At 68.2% G+C, this 13,329-nt stretch carries 11 protein-coding genes; 4 read left to right on the forward strand and 7 right to left on the reverse strand.

All coding sequences use genetic code 11. The features are described 5' to 3' along the window. Positions 1 to 64: 64 nt before the first annotated feature. A complete protein-coding gene (locus BW39_RS17800) occupies positions 65 to 2,128 on the reverse strand; it encodes an acetoacetate--CoA ligase (protein ID WP_043823383.1) in 2,064 nt (687 codons plus the stop codon). A 195-nt stretch (positions 2,129 to 2,323) separates the two neighbouring features. On the opposite strand from BW39_RS17800, the gene BW39_RS17805 reads away from it, so the two are divergent. The 3 genes from BW39_RS17805 (at position 2,324) to BW39_RS17815 (ending at position 5,957) form a co-directional block, all read left to right on the forward strand. Further along, on the forward strand, positions 2,324 to 3,631 hold the full coding sequence (locus BW39_RS17805) for a solute carrier family 23 protein (RefSeq protein ID WP_012202026.1): 1,308 nt from the start codon (positions 2,324 to 2,326) through the stop codon (positions 3,629 to 3,631). Between the two features lie 207 nt (positions 3,632 to 3,838). Beyond that, entirely contained in the window at positions 3,839 to 5,353 is a 1,515-nt protein-coding gene (locus BW39_RS17810) for an acetyl-CoA hydrolase/transferase family protein (RefSeq protein ID WP_043789488.1), read from the forward strand. A gap of 130 nt (positions 5,354 to 5,483) precedes the next feature. Continuing rightward, positions 5,484 to 5,957 (forward strand): hotdog fold thioesterase, encoded by a 474-nt coding sequence (locus BW39_RS17815; protein ID WP_043823386.1) that lies wholly within the window; start codon positions 5,484 to 5,486, stop codon positions 5,955 to 5,957. On the opposite strand, the gene BW39_RS17820 is transcribed toward BW39_RS17815, so the two are convergent. The 6 genes from BW39_RS17820 to BW39_RS17845 are packed head-to-tail and all read right to left on the reverse strand — an operon-like array spanning position 5,958 to position 12,195. Beyond that, on the reverse strand, positions 5,958 to 6,671 hold the full coding sequence (locus tag BW39_RS17820; RefSeq protein WP_442854785.1) for an ABC transporter ATP-binding protein: 714 nt from the start codon (positions 6,669 to 6,671) through the stop codon (positions 5,958 to 5,960). Then, complete coding sequence (locus tag BW39_RS17825) at positions 6,664 to 7,422, reverse strand: ABC transporter ATP-binding protein (protein ID WP_043823391.1); 759 nt, start codon at positions 7,420 to 7,422, stop codon at positions 6,664 to 6,666. Before BW39_RS17825 ends, BW39_RS17820 begins: the two co-directional genes overlap by 8 nt. Continuing rightward, positions 7,415 to 8,500, reverse strand: a complete 1,086-nt coding sequence (locus tag BW39_RS17830) for a branched-chain amino acid ABC transporter permease (RefSeq protein ID WP_043823393.1) — start codon at positions 8,498 to 8,500, stop codon at positions 7,415 to 7,417. The genes BW39_RS17825 and BW39_RS17830 overlap by 8 nt, the downstream gene beginning before the upstream one ends. A 3-nt stretch (positions 8,501 to 8,503) precedes the next feature. Further along, the gene (locus BW39_RS17835; RefSeq protein WP_043823395.1) at positions 8,504 to 9,376 is read right to left on the reverse strand and encodes a branched-chain amino acid ABC transporter permease; all 873 of its coding nucleotides are present in this window, start codon (positions 9,374 to 9,376) and stop codon (positions 8,504 to 8,506) included. 40 nt (positions 9,377 to 9,416) lie between these two features. Further along, positions 9,417 to 10,580, reverse strand: a complete 1,164-nt coding sequence (locus tag BW39_RS17840) for an ABC transporter substrate-binding protein (protein WP_013799988.1) — start codon at positions 10,578 to 10,580, stop codon at positions 9,417 to 9,419. A gap of 58 nt (positions 10,581 to 10,638) precedes the next feature. Further along, positions 10,639 to 12,195 (reverse strand): benzoate-CoA ligase family protein, encoded by a 1,557-nt coding sequence (locus BW39_RS17845; protein WP_043823397.1) that lies wholly within the window; start codon positions 12,193 to 12,195, stop codon positions 10,639 to 10,641. 174 nt (positions 12,196 to 12,369) lie between these two features. Here BW39_RS17845 and BW39_RS17850 point away from each other — a divergent pair, with 174 nt between their 5' ends. Then, the gene (locus tag BW39_RS17850; RefSeq protein ID WP_013799986.1) at positions 12,370 to 13,284 is read left to right on the forward strand and encodes a helix-turn-helix transcriptional regulator; all 915 of its coding nucleotides are present in this window, start codon (positions 12,370 to 12,372) and stop codon (positions 13,282 to 13,284) included. Positions 13,285 to 13,329: the final 45 nt, after the last annotated feature.

Below are 13,329 nucleotides of genomic sequence, written 5' to 3' on the forward strand. Positions count from 1 at the left end.
ACTCTAGGCAGCCGGTCTGTCGCAGTCCAATATTAAAAACCGCGCCACTGATACCGTTTGAATATCAGGCAGCCTGTGCCTTGGCATGCTGCGCCGCAAAGCCCACGTACCAGTCCAGGCAGCCCGGGTTGGCCATGGCCTCCTTGTTGACCACCTTGTCCAGCGGCTGGCCCAGCATCAGCTTCTTGATGGGCAGCTCCTGCTTCTTGCCGCTGAGCGTGCGCGGGATTTCGGCCACCTGCACGATCTCGTCGGGCACGAAGCGCGGCGACAGGGCCTGGCGGATGGCGCCCTGCAGGCGGGCGCGCAGGGCGTCGTCCAGCACCACGCCCGGGCGCAGCACCACGAACAGCGGCATGTAGCTTTCGCGGCCCAGGTATTCGAGGTCCACGACCATGGAGTCCAGCACTTCGGGCAGGGCCTCGACGGCGCTGTAGATCTCGCTGGTGCCCATGCGCAGGCCGTGGCGGTTGATGGTGGCGTCGCTGCGGCCGTAGATGATGCAGCCGCCCTCCGGGAGGATGCGTATCCAGTCGCCGTGGCGCCAGACCGGGCCCATGGCGGCAGGGCCGTCGCCGCCACCGGGCGCGCGGCCATGGCCGGCCGGGTACATGTCGAAGTAGCTGGACAGGTAGCGCTTGCCGTCCGCATCGCCCCACAGGTACAGAGGCATGGACGGGATGGGCTGGGTGCAGACCAGCTCGCCCACCTCGTCGATGACGGGCTGGCCCTGCTCGTTCCACGCCTCGACGGCCGCGCCCAGCTGGCGGCACTGCATGATGCCCGGCTGCTGGGGCAGCTCGCGGTGGCCGCCGATGAAGGCGCCCGCGAAGTCGGTGCCGCCGGAAATATTGTTCCACCAGATATCAGGCCGCCCCATGCCTGCGAACTGCGCCGTGCCCCAGCTTTGCACCTCGGGCGACAGCGGCGAGCCCGTGGTGCCCAGGCTGCGGATGCGCGACAGGTCGCCGCACTGGGCCAGGTCCACGCCGGCCTTCATGCAGTTGGCGTAGAAGGCCGCGCCCGAGCCGAAGCTGGTCACGCCGGTCTCGGCCGCGAAGCGCCACAGCACGCCCCAGTCGGGCCTGTCCTTGCTGCCGCCGGGGCTGCCGTCGAAGATCACGCAGGTGGTGCCGCCCAGCAGGCCCGAGACCTGGGCATTCCACATCACCCAGCCCGTGGAGCTGTACCAGTGGTAGCGCTCGCCCCAGCTGTTGGGGTGGTAGCTGCAGCCCACGTCGTTGTGCAGGGCCTTGAGCTGCAGGGCCACCAGCACCATGCCGCCATGGCCGTGGACGATGGGCTTGGGCAGGCCGGTGGTGCCGCTGGAGTAGACGATCCACAGCGGGTGGTCGAAGGGCAGCCATTCGGGCTCGAAGGCCGCCGTGGCCGCGTCGTCGCGGGCCGTGACCTGGCCGTAGTCGGCGGCATCGGCCAGGCTGGCCTGCAGGTCCAGGTTGGGCACAAGGACCACATGCTCCACGCTGGGCAGGCCTGCGCGCAGCTCGGCCAGCACGGCCATGCGGTCGATATCGCGCCCGGCGTAGTGCACGCCATCGACGGCGATCAGCGCCTTGGGCGCGATCTGGCGAAAGCGGTCCAGCACCGCGTTGGTGCCCATGTCGGGCGCGCAGATGCTCCAGACGGCGCCCAGGCTGGCCGTGGCCAGCAGGGCGACCATGGCCTCGGGGATGTTGGGCAGGTAGGCGGCCACGCGGTCGCCGCGGCCCACGCCCTGGGCTTTCAGGTGCAGGGCCAGGGCGGCCACCTGCCGGCGCAGCTCGGGCCAGGACAGTTCGCGGTGGCGGCCCGTCTCGTTGCGGCTGACCACGGCGGGCATGCCGGCCGCATGGGCGGCATCCACATGGCGCAGCGCCTGGCGCGTGTAGTTGATCTGGGCACCCGGAAACCACTGGGCGCCGGGCATGGTGTTGCGCTCCAGCACGGCCGTGTGCGGCGTGGGCGACTGCAGCGCGTTGTAGTCCCAGATGCTTTGCCAGAAGGCGTCCAGGTCGGTCACCGACCAGCGCCACAGGGCGTCGTAGCTGTCGAACTGCAGGCCGTGGCGCTCGCGCAGCCAGTCCTGGTACAGGCGGATCTGGGGGATGAAGGCAGGGGTATGGCTCATGACCGGCCACGGTACGCGCGCGCTGCCCGCGAGCCCAGACGGGAAAGCCACTAGCCTGGCACCTGGGCGACAAAGTCTGCGGGCCGGATCGCGTATCTCCGCACAAACACTGGGAAAAAATTTCCGCTCCACCCCACCTGCCAGAAAACAAATGCCTCTAATATCGCGCCAATTTTTTACAAGGAGCGATGCCACATGGGCCTTTTCCAATGGACGGAAAAATCCGCCAACCAGCTGCAACGGGGAGGCGTGATCGGCCCCGATGAGCGCCTGCCCTGGCCACAGACCGGGCTGATGGGCATACAGCACGTGATCGCCATGTTCGGCTCCACCGTGCTGGCGCCCATCCTCATGGGGTTCGACCCCAACGTGGCCGTGCTCATGAGCGGCATCGGCACGCTGATCTTCTTCCTGATCACGGGCGGCAAGGTGCCCAGCTACCTGGGTTCGTCCTTTGCCTTCATCGGCGTGGTGATCGCAGCCACGGCCTATGGCGGCAAGGGTGCCAACGGCAACATCGGCGTGGCGCTGGGCGGCATCATTGCCTGCGGCGCGGTCTATGCGCTGATCGGCCTGGTGGTGCAGATGGTGGGCACGCGCTGGATCGAGCGCTTCATGCCGCCCGTGGTCACGGGCGCCGTGGTGGCCGTGATCGGGCTGAACCTGGCGGCCATACCCGTCAAGAACATGGCGGCCAACAACTTCGAGTCGTGGATGCAGGCCCTGACCTTCGTCTGCGTGGGCCTGGTGGCCGTGTTCACGCGCGGCATGGTGCAGCGCCTGCTGATCCTGGTGGGCCTGATCGCCGCCAGCCTGCTGTACGGCCTGTTCACCAATGTGCTGGGCATGGGCAAGCCCGTGGACCTGTCGGGCGTGATCAATGCCGCCTGGTTCGGCCTGCCCCAGTTCCACGCGCCCGTGTTCAGCGGCCCGGCCATGGTGCTCATCGTGCCCGTGGTCATCATCCTGGTGGCCGAGAACCTGGGCCACATCAAGGCCGTGACCGCCATGACCGGCAAGAACCTGGACCAGTACATGGGCCGGGCCTTCATCGGCGACGGCGTGGCCACCATGGTCAGCGGCGCGGCCGGCGGTACCGGCGTGACCACCTATGCCGAGAACATCGGCGTGATGGCCGCCACGCGCATCTACTCGACGGCCGTGTTCTTCGTGGCCGCCGTCCTGGCCGTGCTGCTGGGCTTCTCGCCCAAGTTCGGCGCGCTGATCCAGGCGATCCCGCTGCCCGTGATGGGCGGCGTGTCCATCGTGGTCTTCGGCCTGATCGCCGTGGCCGGCGCCAAGATCTGGGTGGACAACCGCGTGGACTTCTCGCAGAACAAGAACCTGATCGTGGCGGCCATCACCCTGATCCTGGGCACGGGCGACTTCACGCTCAAGTTCGGCGACTTCGCGCTGGGCGGCATCGGGACCGCGACTTTCGGCGCCATCATCCTGTACGCGCTGCTGGATCACGCACGCGACGATCAGCCACTGATTCATTGAATGTGAGCGCACGCAAACATTCTTTGAGCCTTTGACTGCGCGGCAGGGCCTTTACGGGGAAACCCGAGGGCCGCTGCCAGCGCTGCTACCATCGGTTTCCGGAGATATACCGCCCTTGCGTTCTTGCATGGGGCGGTTTTTTTTAGGCTTGCAAGCCAGCGCTGCGGCACCCTGCCGGCTGGCGCGAGCCGTCAGCCGGAGCCATAGATGTCCCTCGCAGACCGCGTACGTTTCCCAGAATTCCTTTCGCGCACCATGACGGCCGAGCAGGCCGCCGCCCTGATTCCCCACGGCGTCAACGTCGGCATGAGCGGATTCACGGGCGCGGGCTACCCCAAGGCCCTGCCCCAGGCCATCGCCCAGCACGCCAAGAGCGAACACGCGGCCGGCCGGCCCTACAAGATCAATGTCTGGACCGGCGCCTCCACGGCCGCCGAGATGGACGGCGCCCTGGCCGAGGCCGGCGCACTGGGCCAGCGCCTGCCCTTCAACACCGACCCGACCTGCCGCGCCAGGATCAATGCCGGCGAGATCGACTTCATCGACATGCACCTGTCCCACGTGGCCCAGCATGCGTGGTTCGGCTTCCTGGGCCCCATGAGCGTGGCCGTGGTCGAGGTGCTGGGCGTGACCGAGGACGGACGCCTCATCCCCTCCACCGCCGTGGGCAACAACAAGACCTGGCTGGAGATCGCCGACAAGGTGATCCTGGAGGTCAACACCAAGCCGCCGGCCAAGATGGAAGGCATGCACGACATCTACTACGGCACGGCCATCCCGCCGCGCCGCGTGCCCATTGCCCTGACCCATGCCGATGACCGCATCGGCGAGCCCTACCTGCGCGTGGACCCGGCCAAGGTGGTCGCCGTGGTCGAGACCCACAAGGGCGACCGCGACAACGTCTTCGCCCAGCCCGACGCCAACTCCAACCTGATCGCCGCGTCCATCATCGACTTCCTCGCGCACGAGATGAAGATGGGCCGCCTGCCCAAGGAGATGCTGCCCATCCAGTCGGGCGTGGGCAACGTGGCCAACGCCGTGCTGGCCGGCCTGCTGACGGGTCCGTTCGAGAACCTGCTGGGCTTCACCGAGGTGCTGCAGGACGGCATGCTGGACCTGCTGCGCGCAGGCAAGATGAGCCGCGCCTCGGCCACCTCGATCTCGCTGTCCGGCAGCGCCTACAGGGACTTCGAGGAGAACATCGACTTCTACCGCGACCGCATCATCCTGCGCCCCCAGGAGATCAGCAACCACCCCGAGCTGGTGCGCCGGCTGGGCGTGATCGCCATGAACTCCATGATCGAGGCCGACATCTACGGCAACATCAACTCCACCCACGTCATGGGCACGGGGATGATGAACGGCATCGGCGGCTCGGGCGACTTCGCGCGCAACGGCTACCTGTCCTTCTTCGTCACGCCCTCGGTGGCCAAGGGCGGCAAGATCAGCTGCATCGTGCCCATGTGCTCGCACGTGGACCATACCGAGCACGACACGCAGATCATCGTCACCGAGCAGGGCCTGGCCGACCTGCGCGGCCTGTCGCCGCGCAAGCGCGCCCAGGTCATCATCGACCGCTGCGCCCATCCCGACTTCCGTCCCCAGCTGCAGGACTACTTCGACCGCGCCCAGCGCCAGGGCGCGCTGCACACGCCGCACATCCTGGGCGAAGCGCTGAGCTGGCACCAGCGCTTTGTCGAAACGGGCGACATGCGCGCCTGAACCGTGCTAGCGCGCCAGCACGCAGTCTCCTGGGCTACAGGCGGCCATCGGCATGGCTGCCTGGACTGGCGTAGCATGCAAGGACGGCCCCCGGGGCCGTCTTTTTCGTTGCACCCACAGGACTTCTCCCATGCCGATCTGGAAGCGCAGCTTCACCCTTGAAGACATCACCTCGCTGAGCGCCGACACGGCCGTCTCGCACCTGGGCATCGAGTTCACCGAGATCGGTGACGACTTCCTGCGCGGCCGCGTGCACGTGGACCAGCGCACCTGCCAGCCCTACGGCATCCTGCACGGCGGCGTGAACGTGGTGCTGGCCGAAACCCTGGGCTCGGTGGCCGCGGCCTGCTCCATCCCCGAAGGCTGGCGCAGCGTGGGCCTGAACGTCTCGGCCAACCATGTGCGCGCCGCGCGCCAGGGCTGGGTCACGGGCACGGCCCGCCCCGTGCACCTGGGCCAGACCACCCATGTCTGGGCCATCGAACTGCACGACGAAACCGGCCGCCTGACCTGCACCTGCAGCCTGACCATGGCGCTGCTGCCGCCCACGCATGCGCAGAACGTCAAGCTCGCGGCGCAGCCGCCGGTGGCGGCCCAGTCCTGATCAAACCCCCAGCAACTCCGACAGGCGCTCCGGCTGCGCCAGCAGCTCCCGCGAGTCGGCCTGCAGCGCCAGCCGGCCCTTGGCCATGACCACGGCGCGGTCGGTGTGGGCCAGGACCTTTTTGTAGTCGCGGTCCACGATCAGGGTGGAGATGCCGGTGCTGCGGATGGCGGCGATCACGCGCCAGATTTCGGCGACGACCAGGGGGGCCAGGCCTTCGGTGGCTTCGTCGAGGATGAGCAGGCGCGGATGCGTCATCAGCGCGCGGCCTATGGACAGCATCTGCTGCTCGCCGCCAGAGAGCTGGTCGCCGCCGTTGGACAGGCGCTCCGCGAGCCGGGGGAAGGTGTCGAGCACGCGCTCCAGCGTCCAGTGGCGCTCGCCCTGCAGGCCGGGGCGGGCGCTCATGACCAGGTTCTCGCGCACGCTGAGGTTGGGGAAGATGCCGCGCCCCTCTGGCACATAGCCAATGCCCAGCCGCGCCATGCGCTCGGGCGGCGCGCCCGTGCAGTCGCGGCCATCGGCGCGCAGGCGGCCGGCGCGTGCCGGAACATAGCCCATGAGCGTGCGGATCAGCGTGGTCTTGCCCATGCCGTTGCGCCCCAGCAGGCCCACGGCCTGGCCCGCGCCCAGCGCCAGGCTCACGCCCTGCAGGATGTGGCTGTCGCCGTAGTAGGTATGCAGCTCGTCGATGGCGAACATGGGCTCAGTCATGGTCTTCTCCCAGATACGCAGTACGGACCACGGGATCGACACGGATCTGCGCGGGCGTGCCCGTGGCCACCACGCTGCCGTTGACCATCACGGTGATGCGGTCGGCGATGCGGAACACGGCGTCCATGTCGTGCTCGACCAGCAGTACCGCATGGCCGCGCTTGAGCTCCTGCAGCAGGGCCAGCATGCGCTCGGTCTCCTCGGCGCCCATGCCGGCCAGCGGTTCGTCCAGCAGCAGCACGCGCGGGCCGGTGGCCAGGCACATGGCCACTTCAAGCTGGCGCTTGGCGCCGTGGCTCAGCGTGCCGGCCACGGCCAGCGCCTGCCCGGCCAGGCCCGCACGCTCCAGGGCCGCATGGGCCTGGCGCAGGCTGGCCGCGCAGCGCTGTGCGGACAGGCCCAGCTGCCAGGGCCTGAGCGCCATTTGCGCCTGGGCCGCGAGCCGGCAGTTCTCCAGCGCCGAGAACTCGGGAAAGATGGTGGTGCGCTGGTAGCTGCGGCCCACGCCGGCACGCGCACGCCGGGGCTGGGGCATGCGCGTGACATCCTGGCCGGCGAGCGCAATGCGCCCCGCGCTGGCCGCCAGTTCGCCCGAGAGCATGTTGACCAGGGTGGACTTGCCCGCGCCGTTGGTGCCGATCACGGCATGGACCTCGCCCTCGTGCAGGTCCAGGTCCACGCCGCCCACGGCCGTGAGCCCGCCGAAGCGGCGCGTGAGGCCGCGCACCGAAAGCAGTGCCGCATCAGCCATGGTCGGCCTCCTTGTGGTGGACCTCGTTGTGCACTCCAGCGCGTTGCCGTGCAAGGCCCGCCAGCCCGATCAGCCCCATCAGTCCTTTCGGCAGCAGGGCCACGAGCACGATGATGGCCAGGCCCAGGCTCAGCTGCCAGTGGTCGGCCATGGGGCCGACGATGGCATGCGTGGACAGCACCTCCTTGAGCGCGATGAAGGCCACCGTGCCCAGCACGGCGCCGCGCAGCGAGCCCAGGCCGCCGAGGATGACCATCAGCAGCACCTCACCCGAGTGGTGCCAGGACAGCAGCTCGGGGTTGACCACGGCATCGCGCACCGCCAGCAGAAAGCCGGCCACGCCGGCCAGCATGCCGGCCAGCACGAAGGCCGCGAGCTTGTACCCGTAGGTGGTGAAGCCGGCCGCACGCATGCGCTGTTCGTTGACGCGTATGCCCGCCAGCGCCGCGCCGAAGCGCGACTGGCGCAGCCCGGCCAGGAAGGCATAGACCAGCACCAGGGCGGCCAGCACCACGTAGTACTGCACGCGCGGGATTTCCATGTCGATGGCGCCCAGCGCGGGCCGGGCCATCAGGTAGATGCCATCGCTGCCGCCGCCGATGCCCGTGTCGTGGACCACGAAGTAGGCCATCTGTGCGAAGGCCAGCGTCACCATGATGAAGTAGATGCCGCGCGTGCGCAGGCTCAGCAGGCCCACCAGCAGCGCATAGCCGCCCGAGGCCAGCAGCGCCCAGCCCAGCATGGCCGGCAGGCTGCCGCCTTCGTTGCCTGCGGACAGCACGGCGGCATAGGCGCCCAGGCCCATGAAGGCCGCATGCCCCAGGCTCACCAGGCCCGTGCCGCCCACCAGCAACTGCAGGCTGAGCGCGAAGATGGCCAGGATCATGGTCTTGACCACCAGGCCCGACAGATAGTCCGACCACCAGGGGCCGGCCAGCGCCAGCAGCGCCACGCAGGCCAGCGGCACGGCGCAGGCCTGCCATCGGCAGGCGCGCCGCGGCATCTCTGCGGGCTGCACAGGCTGCAGGGGCTGCACGGCGGCCGCCAGCAGGGCCGGAGAAGGATTGGATACGGCCATTGTTCAGCTCCTTTGCCCCATCAGGCCCTGGGGCCGCCACACCAGCACCACCGCCATCAGCAGGTAGACGCTCATGCCGCTGAGCTCCTGGAAGAACAGCTTGCCGAAGGTATCGACAAAGCCCACCAGCAGCGAGGCCAGCAGCGCGCCCGTGATCGAGCCGATGCCGCCGATCACCACCACCACGAAGCAGATGATGAGCACGTTGCCGCCCATGCCCGGATAGACCGAACTCATGGGCGCGGCGATCATGCCCGCCAGTGCCGCCAGCGCCACGCCGATGGCGAAGACGATGCGGTACAGGCGCTTCACGTCGATGCCCAGGCCGCGCACCATGTCGCGGTTGCTGGCGCCCGCGCGCACCATCATTCCCAGGCGCGTGCGGTTGACCACCCAGTACAGCGCCAGCGCCACCAGCAGGCACACGCCCGAGGCGAACAGCCGGTACCACGGATAGCTCATGAGCCCGCCCAGCGAGAAGCTGCCCGACAGCCAGCCGGGCAGCGGCACGCCATGCACGTCGTTGCCCGCCAGCAGCGAGCGCAGCTCCTCGAACACCAGGATCAGCCCGAAGGTCATCAGCACCTGCTGCAGGTGCTCGCGCTCGTAGAGGTAGCTGAAGAAGGCCCACTCCAGCGCATAGCCCAGCACCACGGTCAGCGCCACGCCGGCCAGCAGCATGGTGATGAAGTGCTGGCCCAGCAGCGGGGTCAGCGCAAAGGCCATGTAGGCGCCGATCATGTAGAAGCTGCCATGGGCCAGGTTGATCACGCCCATGATCCCGAAGATCAGCGTCAGGCCCGAGGCCAGCAGGAACAGCAGCAGCCCGTACTGGACGGCGTTCAGGCACTGCACGAGAAAGGTGGCAAGGTCCATGGCGATGTCCGTATGCGTCCGTATGAATGCGCCCCGCGCCTCACATGCGGCAGCCGCGGCCGGTATCGCCCAGGGCCTTGATGGCCACGCCCATGCGCTGGTTCTCCTTGCCCACGACCTTGCGCAGGTACATGTCCTGCACGGGGTTGTGCGACTTGCTGATGGTGAAGTCGCCGCGCGGGCTGGGGATGGTGGCCTTCTCGATGGCCTGGCGGAACTCGGCCTTCTTCGCGATGTCGCCGCCCGCCGCCTTCAGGCCTACGCCCAGCATCTGGGCGGCGTCGTAGCCCTGCACGGCATACACATCGGGCATCAGCTTGTAGGCCTGGGCATAGGCGGAGCGAAAGCGCCGGTCGCGCTCCGTGCCCAGCTCGTCGGCGTAGTGCAGCGTTGTCAGCACCCCCTGGGCGGCCTCGCCCTGGGCCTCCAGCGTGCCGTCGGTCAGAAAGCCCGAGCCGTACAGCGGGATGGTCTTGTGCAGGCCGGCCGCGTGGTAGTCCTTGACGAACTTGACGGCGCCCGCACCCGCGAAGAAGGCAAACACCGCATCGGGCCTGGCGGCCGCGATCTCGGTCAGCAGGGCCTGGAACTCCACGTTGGGAAAGGGCACGGTGAGCTGCTTGCTGACCTTGCCGCCCTCCTTCTCGAAGCCTTCCTTGAAGGCATTGGTCATCTCCTCGCCGGCCGCGTATTTCCAGGTGATGGTCATGGCGGTTTTCCTGCCCTCCTGCCTGGCGGCCACCACGCCCATGGGATAGGAGGACTGCCAGTTGGAGAAGGACGAACGGAAGATGTTGGGCGCGCACATGGCGCCCGTGACCGCATCGGCGCCCGCATTGGGCACGATGAGCACGGTGCCGCTTTCCTTGGCCGCGCGCGCCATGGCCATGGCCACGCCCGAATGCACGGTGCCCACCAGCACATCGACCTTGTCGCGCTTGATCAGGCGGTTGACGTTGTCCGTGGCCTTGGCCGGATCGGACTCGTCATCGACCTTGAAGAACTCGATCTCGCGCCCGCCCAGCCTGCCGCCCTGCTCGTTCACGAACATGCGAAAGCCGTTTTCTATGGCCGAGCCCAGCGCCGCATAGGTGCCGCTGTAAGGCAGCATGAAGCCGACCTTGATCCTGTCCTGCGCATATGCGCCGCAGGACAGGGAGGCCGTCAGGGCGAGGACGGCCCAGTGTTTGCGATCGGTGTTCATGCGTGTCTCCTTGTGGTGGATGGGTCTTGCTTTTGTCAGGGGAATCGGAAGGGGCCGTTCAGCCGACGCTGGCTTCGCGTTCACGCAGGCGGAAACGCTGGATCTTTCCGGTGGCGGTCTTGGGAAGTTCGTCCACGAACTCGATGAAGCGCGGGTACTTGTAGGCGGCCAGGCGCTGCTTCACGAAGGCCTTGAGTTCGGCCTCGGTGGCGCTGCAGCCGTCCTTGAGCACGACGAAGGACTTGGTCTTGAGCAGGCCGTCGGCGTCGGTCTTGCCGATCACGGCGGCCTCCAGCACGGCCGGGTGCTGCATCAGCGTGGCCTCGACCTCGAAGGGCGAGACATAGATGCCGCTGACCTTGAGCATGTCGTCGCTGCGCCCGGCATAGGTGTAGTAACCATCGGCGTCGCGCACGTACTTGTCGCCGCTCTTGAGCCAGCCGCCCTGGAAGGTCTCGCGCGTTTTGTCGCGGTTGCCCCAGTACATGAGGGCGGCGCTGGGGCCCTGGATGAACAGGTCGCCCACCTCGCCATCGGCCACGGGGCGGCCGTCCTCGCCGCGCAGCTCCACGCGGTAGCCGTCCACGGGCTTGCCCGTGGTGCCGTAGCGGATGTCGCCGGGCCGGTTGGACAGGAAGATGTGCAGCATCTCGGTGGAGCCGATGCCGTCCACGATGTCGGCGCCGAAATGCGCCTTGAAACGCTGGGCGATCTCGGCCGGCAGCGCCTCGCCGGCCGAGGAGCACATGCGCAGGCTGACCTGCTCGCGCGCGGGCAGCAGCGGCGAGGCCAGCATGCCCGCAAAGCCCGTGGGCGCGCCGAAGAACACCGTGGGCCGGTGCTGCACCCAGCGCGCGAAGGTGGCCTCGGGTGTGGGCCGCTCGGCCATCAGCAGCACGGTGGCGCCCACGCTCAGCGGAAAGCTCAGGGCATTGCCCAGGCCGTAGGCGAAGTAGAGCTTGGCGGCGGAAAAGCAGATGTCGCCCTCGCCCAGGCCCAGCACCGGGCCGCCATAGAGTTCGGCCGTCCAGTACGGATTGGCATGCGTGTGGACCGCGCCCTTGGGCTTGCCCGTGGAGCCCGAGGAATACAGCCAGAAGCCCGGGTCATCGCCCAGCGTGGGCGCCGGTGCGGGCAGCGGCGGCTGCGCCGCCAGCCAGGGCTGCAGGGGCGCAAAGCCTGCGGCGCGCGCGGCCGCTTCGTCGCCGGCCACCCAGACATGGCGCACCTCGTTGGGCGCCCGGTCCATCGCCTGGCGCAGCAGGGGCAGCAGTGCATCGCAGGTCAGCACGGCCTGGGCGCGGCTGTGGCCCAGCATGTAGGCGTAGTCGTCGGCCGTGAGCAAGGTGTTCACCGCCACCGGCACCACGCCCGCATACAGCGCGCCCAGAAAGGCCACGGCCCATTCATGGCGGTCGTGCATGAGCAGCAGCACGCGCTCCTCGCGGTGGATGCCCGCCGCCAGCAGGCCGCTGGCCATGCGCTGCGCCTGCTGCTGCAGCTGGCCGTAGCTCAGCGTGCCGTGGTCGTCGATGTAGGCGATCTTGCCGGGCCGCCCCTCATTGAGCGCGAACAGGTGCGCGGCGAAATTGAAGGGCTGGGTGAAGTCGATCATCGGGGTCTCCTTCGACATCGGGCATCCGGCCCGACTTGTGATCTTCCGCACAACATGCAATATTGTGCGTGCATCAGAAAGATAGTTAGAACACCACCGAGCGTCAAGCACTATATTGCATGGCTGGTGTTAACCCCGACTGTTTATCATTCACGCCCTCTTCAAGGAAACTCTATGGACCAGTTCGAGACGGCAGCCCAGTCCGCCGGGGCGGCGGATTCCCTCTCAGAAGCCCCCAGGAACCAGGTGCTGCAGGCGCTGGGCGAGCGTGTGCGCAGCCTGCGCTCGCGCCGGGGCATGACGCGGCGCGCCCTGGCGGCGGCGGCCGATGTCTCGGAGCGCCACCTGGCCAACCTCGAGTACGGCACGGGCAATGTGTCGGTGCTGGTCCTGCACCATATTGCACAGGCCCTGCAATGCTCCATGGCCGAGCTGCTGGGCGACGTGACCACCACCAGCGCCGAATGGCTGCTGATCCGCGAGCTGCTGGAAGGCCGCGATGAAGAGGATCTGCGCCGCGTGCGCCTGGCCGCAGGCGAGCTGCTGGGCACGGCGCCCAGCGACCGCCAGCGCCACACGCGCATCGCCCTGATCGGCCTGCGCGGCGCGGGCAAGTCCACGCTGGGCCGCATGCTGGCCGAGCAGCTGGGCGTGCCCTTCCTCGAACTCAACCAGGAAATCGAGCGCATTGCGGGCTGCAGCGTGCGCGCCATCCACGACCTGTACGGTGCCAACGCCTACCGCCGCTACGAGCGCCGCGCGCTGGAGGAAGCCGTGCAGATCTACAGCGACGTGGTCATCGCCACGCCGGGCGGCATCGTCTCCGACCCGGCCACCTTCAACGAGCTGCTGTCGCACTGCACCACGGTCTGGCTCAAGGCCCAGCCCGAGGAGCACATGGCCCGCGTCGTGGCCCAGGGCGACACCCGCCCCATGGCCGCCAATCCTGAGGCCATGGACGATCTGCGCAGCATCCTCGAAGGCCGCGCCGGCTTCTATGCCAAGGCCGACCACGTGGTGGATACCAGCGGGCAGACGCTGGAGCAGAGCTTCGATCAGCTGAAGGCACTGTTCCTGCCCGCACGCTGAGACGGCGGCAGCAACCCACGGCATCCAGGCCCCAGGCCTGGATTT

The organism is Delftia sp. RIT313 (assembly GCF_000632165.1).
Taxonomy (GTDB): Bacteria; Pseudomonadota; Gammaproteobacteria; order Burkholderiales; family Burkholderiaceae_C; genus Comamonas; species Comamonas acidovorans.